The organism is Arthrobacter sp. 2RAF22 (assembly GCF_052115325.1).
Classification (GTDB): domain Bacteria; phylum Actinomycetota; class Actinomycetes; order Actinomycetales; family Micrococcaceae; genus Arthrobacter.
In genome coordinates this window covers 31,935-54,237 of record NZ_JBFRGL010000011.1, presented here as the reverse complement: position 1 = coordinate 54,237, position 22,303 = coordinate 31,935, and the positions used below count along the sequence as shown (strand labels likewise).

18 protein-coding genes are annotated in these 22,303 nt (G+C 65.0%); 14 read left to right on the top strand and 4 right to left on the bottom strand.

From position 1 onward, the window contains the following. The first annotated feature begins 45 nt into the window (after positions 1-45). From speB to AB4068_RS10385, 12 genes are all read left to right on the top strand, one after another. On the top strand, positions 46-1,119 hold the full coding sequence (speB, locus tag AB4068_RS10440; RefSeq protein ID WP_441433336.1) for an agmatinase: 1,074 nt from the start codon (positions 46-48) through the stop codon (positions 1,117-1,119). Beyond that, the gene (locus tag AB4068_RS10435; protein WP_441433335.1) at positions 1,116-2,846 is read left to right on the top strand and encodes a thiamine pyrophosphate-binding protein; all 1,731 of its coding nucleotides are present in this window, start codon (positions 1,116-1,118) and stop codon (positions 2,844-2,846) included. Before speB ends, AB4068_RS10435 begins: the two co-directional genes overlap by 4 nt. Positions 2,847-3,041: 195 nt before the next feature. Further along, positions 3,042-3,524: a MarR family winged helix-turn-helix transcriptional regulator gene (locus AB4068_RS10430; RefSeq protein WP_059388130.1), complete on the top strand. Its 483-nt coding sequence runs from the start codon at positions 3,042-3,044 to the stop codon at positions 3,522-3,524. A gap of 65 nt (positions 3,525-3,589) precedes the next feature. Then, a complete protein-coding gene (locus AB4068_RS10425) occupies positions 3,590-5,575 on the top strand; it encodes an MFS transporter (RefSeq protein ID WP_441433361.1) in 1,986 nt (661 codons plus the stop codon). A 273-nt stretch (positions 5,576-5,848) separates the two neighbouring features. Then, positions 5,849-7,582: an ABC transporter ATP-binding protein gene (locus tag AB4068_RS10420; protein WP_284751458.1), complete on the top strand. Its 1,734-nt coding sequence runs from the start codon at positions 5,849-5,851 to the stop codon at positions 7,580-7,582. Then, positions 7,579-9,675, top strand: a complete 2,097-nt coding sequence (locus tag AB4068_RS10415; RefSeq protein ID WP_441433334.1) for an ABC transporter ATP-binding protein — start codon at positions 7,579-7,581, stop codon at positions 9,673-9,675. Before AB4068_RS10420 ends, AB4068_RS10415 begins: the two co-directional genes overlap by 4 nt. 26 nt (positions 9,676-9,701) lie before the next feature. Beyond that, positions 9,702-10,118: an acyl-CoA thioesterase gene (locus AB4068_RS10410; protein WP_307054017.1), complete on the top strand. Its 417-nt coding sequence runs from the start codon at positions 9,702-9,704 to the stop codon at positions 10,116-10,118. A 52-nt stretch (positions 10,119-10,170) separates the two neighbouring features. Then, the gene (locus AB4068_RS10405) at positions 10,171-10,911 is read left to right on the top strand and encodes a copper homeostasis protein CutC (protein WP_441433333.1); all 741 of its coding nucleotides are present in this window, start codon (positions 10,171-10,173) and stop codon (positions 10,909-10,911) included. Positions 10,912-11,062: 151 nt separating this feature from the next. After that, positions 11,063-12,994, top strand: a complete 1,932-nt coding sequence (locus AB4068_RS10400; protein ID WP_441433332.1) for a DUF5107 domain-containing protein — start codon at positions 11,063-11,065, stop codon at positions 12,992-12,994. Between the two features lie 143 nt (positions 12,995-13,137). Next, positions 13,138-15,372: an McrB family protein gene (locus AB4068_RS10395; RefSeq protein WP_284989699.1), complete on the top strand. Its 2,235-nt coding sequence runs from the start codon at positions 13,138-13,140 to the stop codon at positions 15,370-15,372. A 91-nt stretch (positions 15,373-15,463) separates the two neighbouring features. Further along, positions 15,464-16,654 (top strand): 5-methylcytosine restriction system specificity protein McrC, encoded by a 1,191-nt coding sequence (locus AB4068_RS10390; RefSeq protein WP_441433360.1) that lies wholly within the window; start codon positions 15,464-15,466, stop codon positions 16,652-16,654. Positions 16,655-16,745: 91 nt separating this feature from the next. Then, complete coding sequence (locus AB4068_RS10385) at positions 16,746-16,982, top strand: PLDc N-terminal domain-containing protein (protein ID WP_084784400.1); 237 nt, start codon at positions 16,746-16,748, stop codon at positions 16,980-16,982. On the opposite strand, the gene AB4068_RS10380 is transcribed toward AB4068_RS10385, so the two are convergent. Then, positions 16,924-17,391 (bottom strand): very short patch repair endonuclease, encoded by a 468-nt coding sequence (locus AB4068_RS10380; protein ID WP_059388124.1) that lies wholly within the window; start codon positions 17,389-17,391, stop codon positions 16,924-16,926. The genes AB4068_RS10385 and AB4068_RS10380 overlap by 59 nt on opposite strands. 277 nt (positions 17,392-17,668) lie before the next feature. Here AB4068_RS10380 and AB4068_RS10375 point away from each other — a divergent pair, with 277 nt between their 5' ends. Both AB4068_RS10375 and AB4068_RS10370 read left to right on the top strand, forming a co-directional pair. Beyond that, the gene (locus AB4068_RS10375) at positions 17,669-19,078 is read left to right on the top strand and encodes a glycosyltransferase family 2 protein (RefSeq protein WP_441433331.1); all 1,410 of its coding nucleotides are present in this window, start codon (positions 17,669-17,671) and stop codon (positions 19,076-19,078) included. Positions 19,079-19,080: 2 nt separating this feature from the next. Then, complete coding sequence (locus AB4068_RS10370) at positions 19,081-19,338, top strand: hypothetical protein (RefSeq protein ID WP_332601659.1); 258 nt, start codon at positions 19,081-19,083, stop codon at positions 19,336-19,338. Here the strand turns inward: AB4068_RS10370 and AB4068_RS10365 are convergent. The 3 genes from AB4068_RS10365 to AB4068_RS10355 are packed head-to-tail and all read right to left on the bottom strand — an operon-like array spanning position 19,322 to position 22,295. Next, entirely contained in the window at positions 19,322-20,446 is a 1,125-nt protein-coding gene (locus AB4068_RS10365) for a cytochrome P450 (RefSeq protein ID WP_441433330.1), read from the bottom strand. The two genes, AB4068_RS10370 and AB4068_RS10365, sit on opposite strands and share 17 nt — an antisense overlap. Further along, positions 20,443-21,123 (bottom strand): dethiobiotin synthase, encoded by a 681-nt coding sequence (gene bioD / locus AB4068_RS10360; RefSeq protein WP_441433329.1) that lies wholly within the window; start codon positions 21,121-21,123, stop codon positions 20,443-20,445. Before bioD ends, AB4068_RS10365 begins: the two co-directional genes overlap by 4 nt. Further along, positions 21,120-22,295, bottom strand: coding sequence for an 8-amino-7-oxononanoate synthase (locus tag AB4068_RS10355; protein ID WP_441433359.1), 1,176 nt, complete (start codon positions 22,293-22,295; stop codon positions 21,120-21,122). Before AB4068_RS10355 ends, bioD begins: the two co-directional genes overlap by 4 nt. Positions 22,296-22,303: the final 8 nt, after the last annotated feature.

The window sequence follows — 22,303 nt, the reverse complement described above, 5'->3', positions numbered from 1 at the left end:
CACAGTCACTGTCCGATCCACCTATTCACAAAGGAGTGGCGCATTTTGGAAGAGCTTCGTATTGAGGCCAACGGCAACCTCGGTCCCATTGATTCGGCCCGAATCCCGCGCTATGCCGGTGCTGCCACCTATGCCCGCTTGCCGCGACTGGACCAGGTTGCCAAGGCCGATGTCACGGTGGTCGGCGTCCCCTTCGACTCCGGTGTTTCCTACCGCCCCGGCGCCCGCTTCGGCGCCAACCACGTGCGTGAAGCCAGCCGTTTGCTGCGCCCGTACAACCCGGCCTGGGACGTCAGCCCCTTTGAGAATATCCAGGTTGCCGACGCCGGCGACATGGCCGTGAACCCGTTCAACATCAACGAGGCTATCGAGACCATCCAGCAGAACGCGCTGGACCTGACCGCCAATGGAAGCAAGCTCGTGACGCTCGGTGGCGACCACACCATCGCCCTGCCGCTGCTCCGCGCCGCCGCCGAACGCGCCGGCGAGCCCGTTGCCATGCTTCACTTCGACGCCCACCTGGACACCTGGGACACTTACTTCGGCGCCGAGTACACCCACGGCACCCCGTTCCGCCGCGCCGTCGAAGAAGGCATCCTGGACACCGAGGCCATCAGCCACGTCGGCACCCGCGGCCCGCTCTACGGCAAGAAGGACCTCGACGACGACCACCGCTTCGGCTTCGGCATCGTCACCTCGGCGGACGTCTACTACCAGGGCGTCCTCGAAACCGTGGCCAAGATCCGGGACCGCATCGGCAACCGTCCGCTGTACATTTCGGTGGACATCGACGTCCTCGATCCGGCCCACGCTCCGGGTACCGGCACGCCTGAAGCCGGCGGCATCACCAGCCGCGAGCTCCTCGAAATCATCCGTGGCTTCCGCGGCATGAACCTCGTGGGCGCGGACATCGTCGAGGTCGCACCGGCCTACGACCACGCCGAGATCACGGGCGTCGCGGCCAGCCACGTTGCCTACGAGCTCGTCACCCTCATGGCGGACAACGCCGTCGAAGGCAGCCGCCACGGCGCCCTTAATGGCTACGCTGCCCAGGCGCTTGGCCAGGAATCCCGGCGCCCGGCCGGTTTCGTCGCCAACGCTGCGGAGGCCCTCAAGTGAATCCCCAGCCGCTCCCCACCCTCGCAAGCTCGGCCGGGGGCCCCTCGCGGCCTGAGGCCCCTGGCAGGCCTGTCCGCAACGGCGGGGACCTCGTCGTCGAGACCCTCGAGGCGCTCGGTGCGAAGACCGTCTTTGGGATCCCCGGCCAGCACGCCCTGGGCCTGTTCGACGCCATGGGCCGCGGCAAGCTTCACTTCGTGTCCTCCCGCGTGGAAAACAACTCGGCGTTCGCCGCGGACGGGTACTCCCGTGCCACCGGCGAGGTCGGGGTGCTGTTCCTCTCCACCGGTCCGGGGGCGCTGACGTCCCTGGCGGGATTGCAGGAAGCGTACGCGAGCGGCGTGCCGATGGTCGTCGTCGCGAGCCAGATCCCGTTGGAAGGTCTGGGGGCGCGCCGGAAGGGCATGCTCCACCAGCTCGATGACCAGAAAGCCTCGGCCGCGAACGTCACCAAGAGCCAGCGCCTCATCCAGCACGCGTCCGGGATTCCCTCGGCCATCCAGGATGCCTGGACCGAGGCCATTTCCTCTCCGCAGGGCCCGGTGTGGATCGAAATTCCGCAGAACGTGCTCCTGGACCCCATCATGGTCCCGCCGGTGGAGGACGCCCTCGCCGAAGCGGCCGACAACCCGCCACGTGTGGAACTGATCCGCGAAGCCGTCAAATGGCTCTCGACGGCGGAGCGTCCGGCGATCATCGCCGGCGGCGGCACGCGCCGTGGCCGGGCCGAGAAGTCGCTCCTGTCTATCGCCGAGAAACTCCGCGCCCCGGTGATCTGCACGCCCGGTGGCAACGGGGCGTTCCCCTGGACCCACGAGCTGTCCCTGCAGTCCTGGATCGAAGACCGCCACATGACCGATGTCCTCGAGGACGCCGACGTGCTGATCGTCATTGGTTCCTCCCTGGGCGAGGTGACGTCCAACTACTTCACCTTCGAGCCGCGCGGTCGCATCATCCAGATCGACGCCGAACCCCGGGTCCTCGAGTCCAACCGGCCCGGCCTGGGCATCCGCGCCGACGCCGGCCAGGCCCTCGCCGCCCTCGATTCTGCCTTGGATGAGGCACTTGCTGCGACGGCTGCGGCACCGGATTGGCACGGCATCACGCCCGAGGACCTCGTCAAGGAGTCCCTCGCCAAGGTCAAGGCACGGCTTGAAGAGCAGGACCTCGGCAAGGAACTGAAGTTCATGGCCGATATCCGCGAGGCCGTTCCGGCGGACATGCAGACCTTCTGGGACATGACGATTTCCGCGTACTGGGGCTGGAGCTGCTGGGATTCCCGCGAAGGCCAGTTCCACTCGGCCCAGGGCGCCGGCGGCCTCGGCTACGGCTTCCCGGCGGCCATCGGCGGTGCCGTGGGACTGGAAACCGTGGGCAAGCCGAGCCGCGTGCTGGCCGTCTCCGGTGACGGGTCCTCCATGTACTCGATCTCCGAGCTGGCCACCGCCAAGCAGCACAACGTCCCGGTCACATGGCTGATCGTGGACGACGGCGGTTACGGCATCCTGCGCGAATACATGGTGGGCGCCTTCGGCAAGGCCACGGCCACCGAGCTCGCCCGCCCGGACTTCGTCAAGCTTGCCGAGGCCTTCGGCGTCCCGGCCCGCAGGGTGGCCCCGGAGGACGTCGGGGACGCGCTCAAAGAGGGCTTCGCCGCGGACGGCCCCAACGTCGTCGTGGTTGAAACCCTCCTGAAGATGTTCGGCCCGACGCACTTGGGCGACTGACACCCCAGACGCTTCACACCCCAGACGCTTCACACCCCAGCGCGAGCTGGCAGGTAATGACCCATTTTTCGAAAGATGAGGGCATTAACTGCCAGCTCGCGCTAGGTGTTTAACGCATCTCACACATCATTAGTTTCCCAAAGCAATCATTTGGGCGTATAGTTGCTTTAGGCAAACAAAAGTGAGGTGTCTTCCATGGCTGTAGCATCCAGCACAGCAACCGAACTCGTCCATCAGATTTTCGATCTCCAGCGGGTGCTGCGTTGCATCGTGACCGCGAACATCGCGAAGGATGCCGACGTCGGGTTCGCCTTGCAGGGCGTCATGCGCTTCATCGGCGAGGGGGAGTCCCGGGCCACGAAGCTCGCATCCCGGCTCGGCGTCAGCCCACCGGTCCTCAGCAGGCACATCGCCGAACTGGAGGAACTCGGTTTGGTGGTCCGCCGTCCCGATCCTGCCGACGGCAGGGCCCAATTGGTGGCCCTCTCCGAAGCCGGCATCGAAAAGGTCCGGAACTTCGAAGAACAGCGCAGCCTCAATTTGCGGGCCTACCTCGCGGAGTGGAGCGAGGAAGACGCCTTGGAAGCAGGGCAGGTCCTGGAGAAATTGACCACATCACTCAACCACTCAGTCCGGGCAACGGCGGCCGGCTCCCACCACTTGAACCACACAGCTTAGGAGCAGCAGCATTGGCAACCCGAATACAAGAACGTTCGACGGCGGTACCGGCGTCATCCGCGCCCATGACGCACCGCCAGATCATGGAGGCCCTGACGGGCCTCCTCGCGGCATTCTTCACCGCCATCCTGAGCAGCACCATCGTGGCCAACGCCCTCCCGACCATCATGTCCGATCTCCACGGCACGCAAACGGACTTCGCGTGGGTCATCACGGCCGCACTGCTGGCCAACGCCGCAACTACCCCGATCTGGGGCAAGCTCGCCGATCTCTTCGACAAGAAGCTCCTGGTCCAGCTGAGCATCGTGGTCTTCGTGGCCGGCTCGGTCATGGCGGGCTTCTCCACGAGCATTCCCTTCCTGCTCACCGCCCGCGTCATCCAGGGCATCGCGATGGGCGGCCTCACCGCCTTGGCCCAGGCCATCATCGGCACCATGATTCCGCCGCGGGACCGCGGCAAGTACTCGGGTTACATGGGCGCCGTCATGGCGGTCGGTACCGCAGGTGGCCCGCTGCTCGGCGGCTTCATCGTTGACAGCCCGCTCGGCTGGCGCTGGACGTTCTTCGTCTGCGTGCCGCTCGCCGTCGTCGCACTCATCCTGCTCCAGGTGACCCTCAAGATCCAGCACATCAAGCGCCCCGCCAAGATCGACTGGCTCGGCTCCATCCTGCTGACCTCGGGCGTGAGCCTGCTCCTGATCTGGGTTTCCTTCGCCGGCAACCCGGACTATTACGACTGGATCTCCTGGCAGTCCGCCCTCATGGTAGGCGGCGGCGTGCTTCTCCTGGCCCTGCTGGTAGTGGTCGAATCCAAGGTGGCCCAGCCCATCATTCCGCTGAAGATCATCTCCCAGCGCACCACGGCTTTGGCGATCCTGGCCTCCGTCGCCGTCGGTATCGCGATGTTCAGCTCCTCCACGTTCCTTGGCCAGTACTTCCAGGTAGCCCGTGGCGCCACGCCTACCGAGGCCGGCCTCCTGACGCTGCCCATGATTGCGGGCAATCTCTTGGGCTCGGTGGCATCCGGCCAGCTGATCAGCCGCTTCGGAAAGTGGAAGCGCTTCCTCCTGGCGGGTACCGTGTTCCTGGCCGGTGGCCTTGCCTTCACCGGCACCATCGACCACACCACCGAACTGTGGATCACCTGCTGCTACACCGCCATTTTCGGGCTGGGCCTTGGCTTGCTCATGCAGAACCTGGTCCTCGCGGTCCAGAACACCGTCCGCGCGCAGGACATCGGCACCGCCAGCGCGTCCGTGGCATTCTTCCGCTCCGTCGGCGGTGCGATCGGTGTTTCGGTGCTCGGTGCCATCATGGCCACGCACGTCAAGGACCTTGCCACCCAAGGCCTCGCCGCGGCACACATCCCGGTGAGCGGCGGCTCCAGCAATGCGAGCATGGACCTGACGGATTTGCCGGCCCCGATCCGCGACATTATGCGGGCCGCCTACGGCGATGCCACCGCCCAGATCTTCATGATCTCCGCGGCGATTGCCCTGGTCGCGTTCATAGCAGTGCTCTTCATCAAGGAAGTTCCACTGCGGAAAACCGTGGACGCAACGCCTGAGAGGGAATTGCTGGCAAACGCTTCCGGCGAGGCCGGGATGACTCTGGACACCTCCACCCTGCCGGTTATCGAGTCCGCTGGGTTTGTCCCAGCAGCCGACGACGCCGGCACCCCCTTGGGTGCCAGCCGCGCCCGAGCGGCAGCCGAGAAGGAGCACGATGAGCTGGACCTTGAGTTCGCCCGCATCCTGACGCAGGAACGGCCCGATCCGGCAGCTGGCCTGCGCGAAGTCCAGGACCAGCTGGCCCGCACCCAACGGTTGCTGGCCGAGCAACAGCTTCAGTTGAGCAAGGCGCAGCGCGAGCTCCAAGTACGCGTGCAAGAACAACTTGCCACCGCCGTCGAGCAGTCGCGGATCGCCGAGGAGTTGGCCGCGCTGCGCAAGGAACTCAAGCGGGAACGCCGCCGCCAGGAACGGGCTGCCTTGCTGCTCCTCGCCGGTGATGCCTCACGGGCGGGCGAAACCGGGCGGCACGCGGGCTAGGGGGAGTCCGCCTCCTCCGCGCCCGCGGGACGCGGGCCGGGAGCCTGCCAGGCTGGCGACGGGAGCCGCTGCAGCGAGTTTTGAAGCGCTGCAGCGGCTCAGCTACGCCGCAAGGATGATATTTGGCTATCGATATTTCGCTGGGGCAACGGATTTCGTAGAGTTGAGGGACTAATACTGTCAGCGCCTGCTGCTATCCATGTATTTAGTCATTCGCAGTATTTAGTCATTCGCAGTAATTCATTCGCGCACTCTCATTAAGGATCCGTGGGCATGCTTGTCACCCTGATACGGCGCTACTCCAAGCCGTATTTGCCGCAGATACTAGCCGTCATCATCTTCCAGCTGGCGTCTACCATTGCCACCCTTTACCTTCCAAGCCTCAACGCAAAAATCATCGATGAAGGGGTGTCCCGGGGGGATACCAACTACATCTGGCAAACCGGCGCCCTGATGCTCGCGGTCGCGCTCGGCCAGGTCGTCGCGGCCATTGCCGGTGTCTATTTCGGATCCCGCGTGGCCATGGCCATGGGCCGCGACTTGCGCAGGGACGTCTTCCGGAAGGTCAGCAGCTTCTCGGCCAAGGACGTCAACAGCTTCGGCGCACCCACGTTGATCACCCGTGGCACCAACGACGTCCAGCAGGTCCAGATGCTCATGCTGATGGGCCTGAACTTCATGGTGTCCACGCCCATCATGTGCGTCGGCGGCATCATCATGGCCTTGCGCGAGGACCTCAGCCTCTCGTGGCTCGTCTGGGTCTCGGTTCCCGTCCTCGTGGCCGTGGTTGGTTACCTCGTGGTCCGGCTCATGCCGCTCTTCCGTTCCATGCAGAAGAAGATCGACGCCATCAACGGTGTCCTGCGCGAGCAGATCATCGGCATCCGTGTGGTACGGGCGTTCGTTCGTGAACCGTACGAGGCCAAGCGCTTCGGCGATGCCAACAAGGACCTCACCCTGGTGTCGGTCAAGATCGGCAACCTGTTTGTCCTGATGTTCCCGGCCATCGGAATGATCCTGCACCTTTCCACGGCGGCAGTGCTGTGGTTTGGCGGCCAAAGGGTGGACGCGGGCAACATGCAGGTGGGTTCCCTGACGGCATTCCTGCAGTACCTCCTGCAGATCCTCATGGCCGTCATGATGGGTACCTTCATGGCCATGATGATCCCGCGCGCGTCCGTGTGCGCGGACCGCATCGGCGAGGTCCTCGACGTCGAACCCTCCATCCACGATCCGAAGGCGCCCGTGGCGCCCGCGGAAAAGAAGGGTCGCGTCGAATTCCGCGATGTCACCTTCAAATACCCCGGCGCTGAAGCTCCCGTGCTGAGCAACATCTCCTTCACCGCGGAGCCGGGCCAGACCCTCGCGATCATCGGCTCCACCGGCGCAGGCAAGACCACCTTGGTGTCGCTGCTTCCGCGCCTGTACGACGTCGCGTCCGGCGATGTATTGCTCGACGGCGTTCCAGTCACCAGCCTGGACCGCGACGAGATCACCAGCCGCGTGGCCACCGTGCCGCAGAAGCCGTACCTGTTCTCCGGAACCATCGAGCACAACCTGCGCTTCGGCAAGACCGACGCCACGGACCAGGAACTCTGGGATGCGCTGGAAACCGCACAGGCCAAGGACTTCGTCATGGAAAAGTCCTCCGGCCTCAACCGTCGTGTGGCCCAGGGCGGCACCAACGTCTCCGGTGGCCAGAGGCAGCGCCTCTGCATCGCCCGGGCGCTGGTGACGCAGCCCAAGGTCTATCTCTTTGACGACTCCTTCTCGGCCTTGGATGTGGCCACGGACGCCCGCCTTCGCAGGGCGCTCAAGGAAAAGACGCAGGATGCCACGGTCATCATCGTGGCCCAGCGCGTCTCAACCATTGCGGACGCGGACCAGATCCTGGTCCTGGACAACGGCAGAATCGTCGACCGCGGCACCCATGAAGAACTCCTGGAAACATCACCCACGTACCAGGAGATCGTCGAATCCCAGCTGAGCGCGGAGGAAGTGGCATGAGCGAACAGAATCAGCAAAAGCGCGGCTGGGCCGCGAAGGCCGAAGCAGCGAAGGCCGCGCGCGACGCTGCGGAAGTGAAGGATGCGGACGCCGCCGGTGCCGTAACGGCGGTGGACGATGACGACATCGAGGAAACCGAATACACCCCGGGCGAAGCCGACGGCGGCATGTTCGGCAACCTGCCGGCCAAGAAGGCAAAGGCCTTCGGACCGTCGGCCAAGCGGCTCCTCGGGCTGCTCAAGCCGGAGGCTGCCGGAGTCGTCTTCGTCATCGGCCTCGTGGTGGTCTCGGTCGTCCTGAACGTCATCGCCCCGAAGATCCTCGGCAGCGCCATGGACGTCATCTTCGGCGGCGTCATGGGCAAGCAATTGCCTCCCGGCGTGAGCCAGGCCGCCTTCGCCGAAGGACTCCGCCAAGCCGGCCAGAACAACTTCGCGGACATGGTCTCCAAGATGGAGCTCACCAACGGGATCAACTTCTCCAAGCTCACGTTCCTGATCTCGATCGTGCTCTTGATGTACTTCGTGGCCAACATCTTCCTGTGGGCCCAGGGCTACATCCTGAACAAGATCGTCATGAAAGTCATCAACCGGCTCCGCAATGACGTCCAGGCCAAGCTCAACCGCTTGCCCCTGAACTACTTCGACACCCGCCAGCGCGGCGACATCCTCTCCCGCGTGACCAACGACGTCGACAACGTCCAGCAAGGGCTGCAGCAGGCGTTCGCCCAGCTGGTCAGCTCGGTGCTGACGGTTTTCGGCATCACCATCATGATGTTCATCGTGTCCTGGCAGCTGGCCCTCATTGCGCTGGTTGCCTTGCCGCTCTCCGGCGTCCTTGCCGGCGTGATCGGCTCGCGCAGCCAGAAGCTCTTCGCCGCCCAATGGAAGAACACCGGCTCTCTCAACGGCCAGATCGAGGAATCGTTCTCCGGCCACGAGCTGGTCAAGGTCTTCGGGCGCGACGCGGACATGCTGGAGCGCTTCGACGAACGCAACGAAGCCCTGTACAAGGCCTCGTTCGGGGCACAGTTCGTTTCCGGCATCATCTTCCCGGCCATGAACTTCGTGTCCTACCTGAGCTACGTGGGCATCGCCGTCGTCGGTGGTTTGCGTGTGGCCTCCGGGTCCATGAGCCTTGGCGACGCCACGGCGTTCATCCAGTACTCGCGTGAATTCACCCAGCCGCTTGGCCAGATCGCCGGCATGGCCAACATGCTCCAGTCCGGCGTGGCCTCTGCTGAGCGCGTTTTCGAGTTCTTGGATGCAGACGAGGAAATGCCGGAGAACGCGGCCCGCCACCTGCCCCCGCGCACGGACGGCCACGTCGAGTTCGAGAACGTGTCCTTCAGCTACGTGGCCGACAAGCCGCTCATCGAGAACCTTTCCCTTAGTGCGGAGCCCGGACACACCGTCGCGATTGTCGGACCCACAGGCGCGGGCAAGACCACCCTCGTCAACCTCGTTATGCGGTTCTACGAGCTCAATGCGGGCCGTATCACCCTGGACGGGGTGGACATCAAGGAGCTGAGCCGTTCCGAGCTTCGTTCCAAGGTGGGCATGGTGCTGCAGGACGCTTGGCTGTTCGGCGGGACCATCTATGACAACATCAAGTACGGCAACCTCGATGCCACCGAGGAGCAGATCATGGAGGCGGCCAAGGCCACCTACGTGGACCGCTTCGTGCGTGCGCTACCGGATGGCTACCAGACCATCATCGACGAGGAAGGCAACAACGTCAGTGCGGGCGAGAAGCAGCTGATCACCATCGCGAGGGCCTTCGTTTCCGATCCTTCGCTGTTGATCCTGGACGAGGCCACAAGCTCCGTGGACACCCGTACGGAGCTGCTCTTGCAGAAGGCCATGGCTGCCCTCCGCACGGATCGCACCAGCTTTGTCATCGCCCACCGCTTGTCCACCATCCGCGACGCCGACACCATCCTGGTGATGGAAAACGGCAGCATCGTGGAGCAGGGCAACCACAACCAATTGCTCGCATTGCAGGGTGCGTACTACCGCCTCTACATGTCGCAGTTCGCCGGTGAGGATGCCGAGGAGACGGTTGTGGATGACTCGACGGCGGTGCACAGCTGAGCGAGCGAATTTCGGTCCAAGTACCCATGCGTTGGGGAGACATGGACGCGTACGGGCACATCAACAACGTCCAGATCGTGCGCATGCTCGAAGAGGCCCGCATCGCGGCCTTCGGTCCGCCGCGGGGTGCCGGACTCCCCGGAGTGGAACCACCGGTCTCTGTTTTCGACTCCGTTGAGGATGGGGTCATGACCCTCGTGGTGGAGCACAAGGTCCGGTACGTCCGGACCTTGGAGTACCGGAACATTCCCGCACTGGTTGAGATCTGGGTAGGGGCCGTGAAGGGGGCAAGTTTTGACCTTCACTACGTCATCAAAGATCCCGTGACGGGCCAGGATTGCGTCAACGCGAGTACCCATCTGGCGTTCGTCGACGAGTCCACCGGCCGTGTCCGCAGGCTCACTCCCGAACAGAAGGAGCAGCTGGAGCCCTATCGGGCCTAGCGAAGCATTGCAGCAGCGCCCTGGGCACTGCGGTGGCCGTTAGAGTTTTCCCATGAAACTCGAGATCGTCGCCGTCGGTGCCCAGGGCGCTGCCGTTGCCGCTGAAGAAGGCGCGGACCGGATTGAACTTTGCAGCGCCTTGGAGCTCGGGGGACTGACCCCGAGCCAAGGGCTGATGGAAGCCGCGCAGGAAGCCGCCGACGGACGGCTGGAGATCCACCCGCTGATCCGCAACCGGCCAGGAGACTTCCTGTACTCCGACGCGGACTTGGACACCATGGACCGCGAGATCCGGTTCCTGCTCGGGCAAGGGGCCCACGGCGTGGTGATCGGAGTCCTCACGGCCGCCGGTCACATCGACGTCCAAGCCACGCGAAAGCTCGCCAACACGGCTCTGCGGACCAACCCCAATGCCCAACTGACCTTCCACCGGGCCATCGACCAAACCCCGGACCCGGCGGCCGCCGTCGAGCAACTCGTGGAACTTGGTTTCACGCGGGTGCTCAGCTCCGGGGGCGCCGCGACGGTGGGAGCGGGGATCGAGACCCTCGAGCGCATGGTCCAGCGGGCGGCGGGGCGGCTTGAGGTCATGGCTGGCGGCGGACTCGCCTTGGACGATATCCCCGCCCTGCACGCCGCAGGATTGAGCGCGGTCCATTTGTCCGCCAAGGCCACGGTTTCCACGCGGAAGGACCGTGGGGACTCCTTCGGCACACCCGGCGATTCAGACCCGACGGCGTACATGGTCACCAACCGGGACCTGGTGAGGGCCGCCCGCGCCGTCTCCCGCTGACAATCCCAACTGACTGGCAGTTGATGTCGTTTTGGGCCCTCAAAACGACATCAAATGCGAGCTAGTTGGGTGGCTCCCTTTACACAGCGGCGACTTGGGTCAAAGATGGGTGAAGTCTTACGATCGAAAATAGCCTCCAGGAGTCATAAAGATGCAAAACGTGAGCTTCTCCACCATCACCCTGAACATGGCGGAGTTGGGTCCCAATAGCCCCCTGCCGGTGGTCATGGCTGAGTTGGACCAGCCGTACAGAATCGGCGACGGCGTCCCGGAGGAGCTGCGGGCGGCGGCTCGCTATGGCCAGGTGCCGAACATGTTCCCGTACCTGATGCAGGACGGCTACTCCCGCGAGCGGACTGCCCACGAGGTGCCCGCCGTCGTGCTCGAGAACAACAAGCTGCGTGCCGTTGTCCTCCCCACCTTGGGCGGCCGGCTCTGGCAGCTCTTCGACAAGGCCTCGGGAAAGCAGCTCCTCCACACCCATGGGACACTGCAGTTCGCCAACATCGCCCTGCGCAAGGCGTGGTTCGCCGGCGGGCTCGAATGGAACATCGGCACGCGCGGTCACTCGCCCACCACGTGCGATCCGCTGCACACGGCGATCGTCAAGTCCCCCGAAGGCCACGACATTCTGCGCATGTGGGAGTTCGAACGCCTCCGCGAAGTGGTCTTCCAAGTGGACATGTGGCTTCCGGAGGACTCGGACGTCCTACTCACAGCGGTCCGGATCAGGAACCCGCATGACCACGAGGTCCCCATGTACTGGTGGAGCAACGCCGCGGTTCCCGAGACGGCGGAAACGCGCGTGATCGCGCCCGCCTCCGAGGCTTTCGGTAGCGATTACACCACCGACATCGCCCGCGTCCGGCCCACGGAACACCAAGGCATGGACGCCACCTGGCTGGTCAACAGCCCGCACGCCGCGGACTTCTTCTTCGACATCCAGCCTGGGCACCGGCATTGGATCGCCGCGGTAGACCACGACGGCGACGGCCTGGCCATGCTGTCCACGAGCCTCCTGCGGGGCAAGAAGCTGTTCGTCTGGGGCCAGGGCGACGGCGGGAAGCGCTGGCAGGAATGGCTCAGCCCGGGCGCTGGCCCCTACGCGGAGATCCAGGCTGGGCTCGCGCAGACACAGTTCGAGCATCTGGCCATGCCTGCCGGCGCCGAGTGGAGTTGGGTAGAGGCCTACGGCAACGCGAAGCTGGATCCCGCAACCTCCCACGGCCAGGATTGGGATGCGGCCGTGACCCACGCCAGCGCCCGGCTCGAAGACCTCGTCCCGGACGCGGAGCTCGAAGTCGCCCTTGCCGAAGCCGCGCGGAACTATGCCCTGCCTCCGGACGAGATGCTGGTCCGCGGCAGTGCTTGGGGTGCTTTGGAAAGTGCCCGACGGCGGCACTCAGGCCGCGGGTGGCTGGACGAAATCGGCACTCCCTTCGCGGATGACGCAACCCCTGAGGCCATCGAGGAAACGGGTCCGTGGCACAGCCTGCTGGACGGGGCCAGCTTCCTGGGCGCCGGGACCTTTGTGGCCGGAGCCGATTGGGAAGAGCTGCTGGCCAAGGATGGCGGAGCCGAGGCACAGTTCCACCTGGCCACGATGAAGCACGCCCGCCAGGATCTTGGCGGTGCGATCGCCGGATACGGCGCCGCGCTGATTGCCGAGGACCTCTCGCCCCGTTCCAAGGTCCTCGCCACAAGGGGCCGGGCCCTGGCGCTTCTCGCCACCAACAAGACTGACAACGGCTTGGCGGAACTTGCCGCCGCGAGCCGGCTGGAACCGTCCAATCTCCCCTTGCTCAGCGAAGCCATGACCCTCAGCATCCGGCACGGAGACCCCGCCCAAGCACTCGCCCTGGCGAGCGAGGCACCTGCCGGAATGTCCGACGTCGGACGCGTCCGTTTCCTGACGGCGCTCGCCCTCGCGGGTGTCGGCCAAGGCCGGGAGGCAGCAGCGATGCTGCGGGACGGCGTCGAAATACCGGACATCCGGGAAGGCGAGGACGGGATCGCCGAGCTGTGGCAGGAAGTGTGTCCCGGGGAGCCGGTGCCTGCCGGCTATCGCTTCGGGATGCACTGAACTTCCCGGGCGCATCGGCCCGGGGCGCATGCGTCGGGAAGCACGTTGTGGGACGCATGTGGCAGAACATGAGAGGCGGGACGCCTGTGGCGGGGGTGCCGGCTTTCTTGATGCCAGCACCAAGAGAAACCATGTAAGTTGGCATGGTGACTCCCTCCACCAAAACCCCACTGACCCGTGCCCCCGGTATCTCGAAGGAGATCGAAGATGCGGCGTGGTTCGTGCTGGGCCCGGGGCTGCAAGGCAAGGCTTCGGCGCTCGACGCCAGTACCCGCACTTGGACGGTGGACGCCGCCGGCGAGCTCCTGGAGCGCCTGGAACGCGGCGTCGGAGATGCCAAGGCGCCCATGATGACCAACCTGCGCCAGAACCTGGAAGGGGCTTCCCGCGAGGCCAAGTTGCTCGCCGTCGAGCTTCTCTTCCTGCAGTCCCTGCCCCTGGCGCACGAGGTCAAATCGCTCAAGGTGAAGCGCGCCCGCGTCGCCGAAGCCGCGTCCTGGCTCGATCCCGAGCTCGAGCTCCCCAAGGAGCTGTACCAAGGGATGACCGATCACGGCGTCATCCGTGACAGGACCGCTGAGTTCAACTGGACGATCTGGGACCACCTGACCTGGTTGTGCCGGTTCGTGGCGCACGTCGATGGCCAGTCCAACGCGAGCATCAACAAAGCCCTCAAGGACCCGCTGAAATTCCACGAACTCGCGGCGGCAACCCCCGAGGACCAGCCGGCCATCCGGCGCAGCATCGAATACTTGGCGTGGCCCAGTTACTTCGAGCCCGTGGTCGCGGACGTTGAGCGGCGCGAAATCAGGGACGCCTTCGCCTCGCTCGTTGGCGGTGCCCACGGCGAAACGGAAGCCGACATCACCGCGGATGTCCACCGCATCCGGCTTCACCTGGACGAACAGGCCGGCCAGCGCATCGATTGGTACGACCGCCAGCTCGTCAGCCAGTGGCGCAAAGTGGGAGATCCTGGCCGCCGGGCGTGGCTGCTGCGCACGCACCAGGACTCCGCCGAGCTCCTCGCCGCGTGGCGGGACGAGGAAAAGGCGACGCTCGACGTCGAACACCTCCGCGAACTCACTCCCGGGGTGACGGCCGGGGTGGTCCAGCACGCCGTGGACGAGGACTACAAGCACCTCGGCTACGTGGAGCGGGAGGACACCAAGACTGCCGTTTTCGCGTTCCTGACTGTGATGAAGCCCGGCGACCTCGCGCTGTTCCAGAATTCCGGGGCCATCAGGATCGGAGTGGTCCTGGGCGAGCCGGAACACAATGAGGACAACCGTCGGCTCCGCCGTAAAGTGCGTTGGTTCGATGAGACCCACCCGATTGCCGAGGCTCCGCGGCACGTCCAGCGCCAACTCTCCACGTCGGGGATCGTCGTGGACGTTACAAGGGTCATCCAGTCTCTGCAGTCCCTCCTGCCGGCCGAAGCGGAGTCCGACGGCGAGGAAACCGCCGCCCCGGACGCCGTCGTCGAGCCCGTGATTGAAGGGTTCCGCCCCCTCACGGAAGAGTTCGCAGCGTCCCTTCACATGGAGCTCGAGCCGCTCAAGGAGATCGCCGAACTCCTGGAGGAGAACCGCCAATTGGTGCTCTACGGCCCTCCGGGAACGGGAAAGACCTACCTCGCCAAGCACTTGGCGGCCGAGCTCGCGGGCGACAGCACCGATGAGCGCGTCAAGCTGGTGCAGTTCCACCCGTCTTACGCGTATGAGGACTTCTTCGAGGGGTACCGGCCGGACAAGACCGACGACGGCCAGGTTTCGTTCAAGTTGGTGGCCGGACCGTTGCGTCGACTCGCGGAAGAAGCAGCGAAGCCCGGGAACTCCAACAAGCCGTACTTCCTCATCATCGACGAGATGAACCGGGCCAACCTGGCGAAAGTGTTCGGTGAGTTGTACTTCCTGCTGGAATACCGTGACGACCGCATCTACCTCCAGTACAGCCCCAACGAACCGTTCAGCCTGCCGGACAACCTCTACATCATCGGCACCATGAACACGGCGGACCGCTCCATCGCCATGATGGACGCGGCCATCCGCCGCCGCTTCGCATTCGTGGAGTTGCATCCGAAGGTGGAACCGATCCGCGGTTCGCTCCGGCGGTTCCTCGCGGCCCGCGGCCTGGACACCCTCAACGCGGACCTGCTTGACGCCTTGAACGACTCCATCGACGATTGGGACCGGGACCTGATGATCGGTCCCTCCTACTTCATGAAGAACGCGGCCCAGAACCCCGCAGGGCTGCGCCGGATCTGGAAGTACGAACTCATGCCACTCCTGGAAGAGCACTACCACGGTCAGTTGAACCGGGCCCAGCTGGAGGAGCGCTTCGGGCTGGACCAGTTGTTGGGTCGACTTGCGGTCCGCTAAGACCGCGCCACCGCGGCCGGCCCGCCCCCCGGGCATTGGAAAGCCTGCGGTCCGCGCTTCAACCAAGGCACCGGCGGTGCGGCACATCGTCATGGACGAGCTCTCCGGTGGCATCGTGGATAAGCTTGATCCGGACACGGCCGCCCTGCTCAACTCGAGCGGACTCGCGAAGGCCTCGGCGATGGGGATGGGGCTCTATCGCATCGAGCCTGTGGGCAAGGTGGGGTCGGTGCGGACGCCCACCGTCCAAATCGACGTGCGGCCCAAGGACCGCCTTGGCTTGAGTCGGCTCCTCTTCCTCCTCAGCTACGCCGGGGACCAAGGATTCCGCGAGGATTCCGTGGCCGCCGTCGAGCACAAGGACCTGTGGAGCGCCCTGGCCGAGTCCCTCGCCCAGTTGGCGGAGCGGGCGCTCAGCCGAGGTCCGCTGCAGGGCTATCTCACTGTGGACGAGTCGCTCCGGACGGTCAAGGGCCGTATCCGGATCTCGGACCAGATCTCCCGGCGCCCCGGAATGCTGGTACCGCTGGAAGTCTCCTACGACGAATTCACCGAGGACATTGCCGAGAACCGCATTCTCCGTGCCGCCCTTGAGCGGATGGGCAAGGTTCCCGGCGTGCGGCAAAACGTCCTGAGCCGCTTGCGGCAGCTCAAGGGAAAGCTCGACGCCGTCACGCGGCTGCAGTCCGGAGCGCCGCTGCCGAAGTGGCAGGCCAACCGGATGAACCTCCGCTACCACCCTGTCCTCCGCTTGGCCGAGCTCATCCTGCGGAATGCCTCTGCGGAAGCGGGCGAGGGGAAGCAGCAGACCGCCTCGTTTGTAGTGGACATGTCCACTGTGTTTGAGGAATTCGTGGGTGTGGCTTTGCGGGCGGCCATGCGGGCACATCCGGGTGAAATGCGGCTTCAATACGGCGCCACCCTCAACGAAGCTGTGCGGGATTCGGACCGGCTCACCGTGCGCCCCGACGCCGTGCATTTCCTGGGTGGCCGGCCCGTGGTGGTGTACGACTCGAAATACGCCTCGGCCACCGATTCCGGGGCATCGCTCAACGCGGACCACTATCAACTCCTGGCCTACTGCACGGCGTTGCAAGTGCCCACGGCGTGGCTGGTCTACGCGGGCAAGGGCGAGATGAAGCTGCGACGGATCCTCAACACGGATATCGACATTGTGGAGTACCCGCTGGACTTGTCGCGGCCACCGGCGGAGATCCTTGCCGCCGTCACGGACCTGGCCCAGCAGTCCTGGGGCGAAGTGGTGCGCCAGGCTCGGCTATGAGGGGCATCCGGTTCCGTCCTGTTCCGTCCTGTTCCGTCCGGGCGGCCGGCAGACTAGCCTGAGAGGGCAAGTCACTGCAGATGGAGGCATCATGCACGGCAAGAAAAAGAAGAAGTCCTGGAAGGACATGACTCCGGGGCAGCGGGTAGGCGTGCTTGTGATGGGTGCGGGACAGATGGCGTTGCTCATCGCGGCACAGCGTAGCATTTCCAAGACCCCCGCGGCCCAGATCAGGGGGAACAAAGCTGTTTGGCGGGCTGCAAGCTTCATCAATTTCTTCGGGCCGCTGAGCTACTTCCTGTTCGGCCGCCGTCGAGGAACTGCGTGAGCTGACTCTCCAAAGCCGAACGGTCCCGCAGTTCGCATTCCCACACGGTGAGAACCTCCCATCCCGAGGCCCTCAGCAATTCGCGCTGTCCGGCGTCGCGCTCCCGGGTGCGGTTGCGCTTGGCTGCCCAGAAATCCGCGTTGCCGGTCGGTGAGTGCTGGCCTGCCTTGCAATCGTGGAAGTGCCAGAAGCATCCGTTCACGAAAATCACCTTGCGCCGGCCGGCAAACACGAGATCCGGGCTGCCTGGCAATTTCCCGCCCGCAGCCCGGCCATGGAGCCGGTAGCGGTAACCCTTGGCATGCAGTAGCCGACGGACCAAGAGCTCGGGCTTGGTGTTCTTGCCCCGGATCTTGGACATGTTCAGGCTGCGTTGCTCAGGCGTCAGCAGGTCGCGGCTCTCGCCCATATCCTCAGTCTACGCAGCACCCCCTCCAACGCTCGCTCACGTATGTGGGTTTTTCCGTGGACGCCCGCTCACGTATGGCGCCCAAAACTAGAACCCTCGATCACATGATGTGAGCGGGCGTTGGCCGGAAAGGGTTTGTTTGTGAGCGGGCGTTGGCCGGAAAGGGCTTGTTTGTGAGCGAGGGTCGGCCGGAAATGCCCATGATGTGAGCGAGCGTCGGCCTCGCGCCGCGAACGACTGATAGCATTCGCCGGTGGGTCGAGGGATATTTCAGCGCATGGTCGGCATTGTGATCGCGGTAACAGTCGGCGGTGCAGCGGCCCTCTTGTGGTTCGCTATTGCCTCGACAGGGAATTCAGCGGTCGAATCGCGGGCTGAGGGGATTGTCCTCGGTGTCTGGAGGATTCTCTACGATTCAGTGGCGCCGCAGCCCCGCGTGATTCTCGTGGCCATAGCCTTTGCCCTTCTGCTATCCGCTGGCGTGGCTGTGCTGGAGCAGCGCATTGCCAACAGATCACGCCGCTCCGCGCATCCCCGGACACCACTGGCGCCAAAGATCGTCATGGCCGAAACCCGCGGTGTGTATGCTGGCCCGGTCACGGTGACCGTCTTGATCCCTGCGCACAATGAAGAAGCCTCGCTGCCCGCCACCATGTCTTCGCTTTTGTCCCAATCGCACCGCCCGGAACGCGTGGTTGTGGTTGCCGACAACTGCACGGATGCAACTATTGCGCTTGCCCGCGAGGCCGGGGTTGAGGTCTTCGAATCGGTGGACAACACGAAGAAGAAGGCCGGCGCACTCAACCAGGCACTGAAGTGGCTGCTACCAGGCCAAGGCGATAACGACGTCGTCATGGTCATGGATGCCGACACCCGCCTTGACGATGGATTCCTGGAAGTCGCGGTTGCGCGGATGAGCAATGACCGGGCACTGATGGCTGTAGGTGGTCTTTTCTACGGGGAAGAGGGACACGGAATTGTCGGCCAATTCCAGCGCAACGAATATATCCGGTATTCCCGGGAAATCGGACGACGGCGTGGCCGCGTTTTTGTGCTGACCGGGACGGCCTCGCTTTTCCGTCCCCGTGCCTTGCGCACTGTTGCCCAGAGCCGGGGCGAATCGATCCCGGGAATTCGGGGAGACGTTTACGACACGGCATCGTTGACCGAGGACAATGAGCTCACGATTGCCTTGAAATCCCTCGGCGGCCTCATGATTTCCCCCATGCAATGCACCGTGGTCACCGAGTTGATGCCGAATTTCCGCACCTTGTGGGCGCAACGACTCCGTTGGCAGCGGGGTGCCCTGGAAAACCTTGGGGCTTACGGGGCCACACCCCAGACGCTCCGCTACTGGGCGCAGCAGTTCGGCATTGGCTACGGAGTGATTGCCCTCAGCGCCTACCTCCTGCTGATCCTCCTTATGGTTTTGTCCCTGGACAACTGGGTCTGGTTCCCGTTCTGGCTGGGAATCGGCGTCGTCTTCTCCATCGAACGCGTCGTCACCGTGTGGAAGGGTGGCTGGCGGGCACGCCTCTTGGCAGTCACGCTCTTTCCGGAGTTGTTCTTCGATATGTTCCTCAACGTGGTCTACGTCAAGGGAATCATCGACATTTCCCTCGCCCGGCAAGCCACCTGGAAACACCTCAACCATTCACCAACTGGCGAACCATCGAAGGCAGGGTAATCATGGCTATTTCCGCCTCCCTTCCCACCGGAATTTTGTTTCCTGAGGGAATTCTGCATTCCGATTGGTTTGCCGTCTTGGCGACCTTCGTCGCGATTAATACGTTGATGTATGGCGCGCTGGCCATCGCCAAAATCTTGCCGAAACTGCACCCCGGCGATTGGGTTCGCATCCGGAACCAGCGATCGGAAACCCGCAGCATCCACCCCGATGCGCCGGCCGTGAACGAAGCCACCGACTTCCTCAAATCCCGACGCTGACCGTCCGCGGAGCTTGGAAGGACAGCAGGCGCAGCCACTCGGGGTTCGGCTCTGCCAAACGGACGCATTGCATCGCTGCCGCGGTTTCCTGCACGACGACGGCGGCCTCCAGTTCCGCGAGCTTCGCACCAAGGCAACGGTGAATCCCTGAGCCGAAGGCCAGCCCGTAGGCCGTGGGACCCTGCTCGTGGGCCGCCGAAGCCCGGCCGGATGACGCGTGGTTGCCCGTGAGTTCCAGGAGGATTTCGGCACCGGCGGGGACGCGCTCGCCGTCGAGCACTGTGTCCTGGGCGGCAACCCGGCGCCATGTGGGAACGGAGGATTCCGTAGCCAGGACGTGCCGGATGAGGTCCCGTGCAGTGGTTCCGGAGGCCGCGTTTTTCCAGTCAAAGCCCACTGATCCCTCGGCAAGCCGGAATAGCGCCGTGCTGATGAGCTGGGTGGTGGTTTCCTGCCCTGCGATGAGCAGGAAGTAGCCGAGGGAACAGATCTCCGGCGTGCTGAGGCCGTGCTCCGCCAAGGAGCGAAAGAGATTGCGTCCGGGGGATGCCACGGCTTCGAGGACGAGTTCCCGCAGCCAGCTGTAGAACCCGACCGCGCTGTGCGCCAGTTCCAGTTGCCGCTCGGGATCCGGCCAGCCCCAGAAGAGCTCGAGAGAGTCCAGGCTCCAGGCTTTTAGCTCCGGAAGATCACGGACAGGGAGTCCCAGAAGCTCCAACATCACGATCGCCGGCGGGTACGCTGCCACGGCCTGCACCAGATCCGCTTGCCCACCCGTTTCCAGCAGGCCAACAGCGGCGGCAGCGGCATCCCGCGCGATGCCGCGGATGCGCGGCTCAAAAGCACCCACCGTTGCCGGGGTAAAGAACCCGGCCACCACCTTGCGAATGCCAGCGTGGGAAGCCGTGTCATTGCTGGCCAGCACCGGCGGCAGCGCGAAGCGGGCGCGTTGCAGGACCCGCAACGATGGTCCGGACAAAGGTGTCACAGCGATGAGGGCATTCGCCGGGCTGAAGTCTTCCGGGCGGTGCAGGACTTCCCGCACAGCCGCGGGATCCCGCAGCACCAGATACGGGCACGTCTGGGCGCCGGCAGTAGTGGTGTTCATGACCAAGCCCCGCTCAGCCAGTGCACACTCGCCGCCCGGAACGTCACCGGTGGGAGGTCCGCGGCGCGCTCGGGGAGCACCCCAAGAAGCGGCCGCAACGTGCCGAGCGCCGCCCGGTTGCCGTGTTCCAGCACGCCCGGGTCGTCCGGCCAGGTTCCCAGGATCACTCCATGCACAGCCAAATCCCTGCGTTCCAGGGCTTCGAGCGTCAGCGCCGTGTGGTTCAGGGTTCCCAACGCGGGGCGGGCAACCACCACAAAAGTCGCGTCACTGCCAAGGCGGCTGCCCAGATCCGCCAGCGTGCCGCCGTCGGGGTCCAACTCCACGAGGAGACCGCCGGCACCCTCCACGAGAACATGGTCATGCGTGCCGGCAAGTTCGCGGACGCGCGCGGCATATGCCGCAAGCTGAGGCAGCGTGACGCCGTCCAGCGCGGCCGCGGGCACCGGGGCGAGGGGTTCTTGGAGCACGACGCCGGCCTCGGCTGTGAGCGGTCCGGCCAAGCGGGTGATTTCGGCGCAATCGGAATCGCCCGTCACGGCGCCGCTCTGGCACGGCTTGTACACGGCCACCGAGCGACCGTCCGCCTGCAGCGCGGACGCAAGCGCCGCCGTCGTGACGGTCTTGCCGACGCCGGTGTCCGTTCCGGTGACCAGCACTATGGGTGGCAGTTTCATGGCATTTCCTCCAGGATGCGGCGCAACGTTGCGCACGCGTAGTCGATGTCGCGGGGAGTGAGGGTGGCGCGGGCCGTCAGCCTGAGGCGCGAGACGCCGTCGGGCACCGAGGGCGGGCGGAAGCAGCCGACGCGGACACCCGCCCCGTGCGCCGCCTGGCTCGCCGCAAGTGCGGCCGCAGCGGAGGGCATGGGAACGGACTGAACGGCACCTGCCGTCTGAAGCGGCGCGCCAACGGGCACGACGGCGATGCCCGGCTCACGTTGCACCGTCGCCAGTCCGGCGCTGAGGCTGGCGGCGTTGTGGTGAACTGCCGCCGCACGCCACGGTTCAGTGCGGATGATCCCGACGGCGGCCAGCGCGGCCGCCGCGGACGACGGTGCGAGCCCGGTGTCGAAGATGAAGCTGCGGGCCCGGTTGACGAGGTGCTCGCGGAGCAGCGCGCTGCCAAGCACGGCACCCCCTTGGCTGCCGAGCGACTTGGAAAGGGTCGCAGTCAGCACCACGTTGGGGTGGCCCGAGAGATCCGTTCCGGCCACTGCGCCGTGGCCCTCGAACGCGCCACGGCCCGAAACGCCGAGGCTATGGGCTTCGTCCACGAGGAGCACCGCGTCGTGCTCTTCGGCCAGCGCCAACAGCCGGGGGAGCGGGGCGGCATCGCCGAAGACACTGTAGATGGACTCGACGGCGATCAGGGCCCTGGGCTCTGTACGGGTCCGCAGACAGTGCTCGGTTGCGCTGAGGTCGTTGTGCGGGACCGTTGCCACCCTCGAACGGCTCAAGCGGAAACCGTCAATCAGCGAAGCATGGCAATGCTCGTCGGCCACGATGAGCGTCCCGGGGCCGCCGAGCGCCGTAGTGACCCCTAGATTCGCCAAGTATCCGGACGAGAAGACCAACGCGGATTCCATGCCGGTGAGGCTCGCGAGCTCGGATTCGAGCTCGAGGTGCAGCGCCGTGGTACCGGCAACCAGCCGCGAGGACGTGGCACCGGTTCCCCAACGGCCAATCGCTTCGCGGGCGGCCTCTGCCAGCCTCGGGTCCGTCGCGAGTCCAAGATAGTCGTTGCTCGCCAGGTCCACCGCAGCGTCCGGACCGAGGCGCGTCAAGGGCGAACGGACGAGGCCGCGGCGCTCGCGGACCGCGGCCTGCTGTTCCAACCACGCGGTCATTGACCTGC

Bases quoted from the DNA above. Each gene is read 5' to 3' on its own strand.
- AB4068_RS10430 (WP_059388130.1), top strand. From the start codon at position 3,042: ATGGCTGTAGCATCCAGCACAGCAACCGAACTCGTCCATCAGATTTTC.
- AB4068_RS10405 (WP_441433333.1), top strand. From the start codon at position 10,171: ATGAAACTCGAGATCGTCGCCGTCGGTGCCCAGGGCGCTGCCGTTGCC.
- AB4068_RS10365 (WP_441433330.1), bottom strand. From the start codon at position 20,446: ATGAACACCACTACTGCCGGCGCCCAGACGTGCCCGTATCTGGTGCTG.
- AB4068_RS10355 (WP_441433359.1), bottom strand. From the start codon at position 22,295: ATGACCGCGTGGTTGGAACAGCAGGCCGCGGTCCGCGAGCGCCGCGGC.
- AB4068_RS10410 (WP_307054017.1), top strand. From the start codon at position 9,702: ATGCGTTGGGGAGACATGGACGCGTACGGGCACATCAACAACGTCCAG.
- bioD (WP_441433329.1), bottom strand. From the start codon at position 21,123: ATGAAACTGCCACCCATAGTGCTGGTCACCGGAACGGACACCGGCGTC.
- AB4068_RS10395 (WP_284989699.1), top strand. From the start codon at position 13,138: ATGGTGACTCCCTCCACCAAAACCCCACTGACCCGTGCCCCCGGTATC.
- AB4068_RS10385 (WP_084784400.1), top strand. From the start codon at position 16,746: ATGCACGGCAAGAAAAAGAAGAAGTCCTGGAAGGACATGACTCCGGGG.
- AB4068_RS10415 (WP_441433334.1), top strand. From the start codon at position 7,579: ATGAGCGAACAGAATCAGCAAAAGCGCGGCTGGGCCGCGAAGGCCGAA.
- AB4068_RS10370 (WP_332601659.1), top strand. From the start codon at position 19,081: ATGGCTATTTCCGCCTCCCTTCCCACCGGAATTTTGTTTCCTGAGGGA.
- AB4068_RS10420 (WP_284751458.1), top strand. From the start codon at position 5,849: ATGCTTGTCACCCTGATACGGCGCTACTCCAAGCCGTATTTGCCGCAG.
- AB4068_RS10390 (WP_441433360.1), top strand. From the start codon at position 15,464: ATGGACGAGCTCTCCGGTGGCATCGTGGATAAGCTTGATCCGGACACG.
- AB4068_RS10425 (WP_441433361.1), top strand. From the start codon at position 3,590: ATGACGCACCGCCAGATCATGGAGGCCCTGACGGGCCTCCTCGCGGCA.
- AB4068_RS10375 (WP_441433331.1), top strand. From the start codon at position 17,669: ATGGTCGGCATTGTGATCGCGGTAACAGTCGGCGGTGCAGCGGCCCTC.
- AB4068_RS10400 (WP_441433332.1), top strand. From the start codon at position 11,063: ATGCAAAACGTGAGCTTCTCCACCATCACCCTGAACATGGCGGAGTTG.
- AB4068_RS10380 (WP_059388124.1), bottom strand. From the start codon at position 17,391: ATGGGCGAGAGCCGCGACCTGCTGACGCCTGAGCAACGCAGCCTGAAC.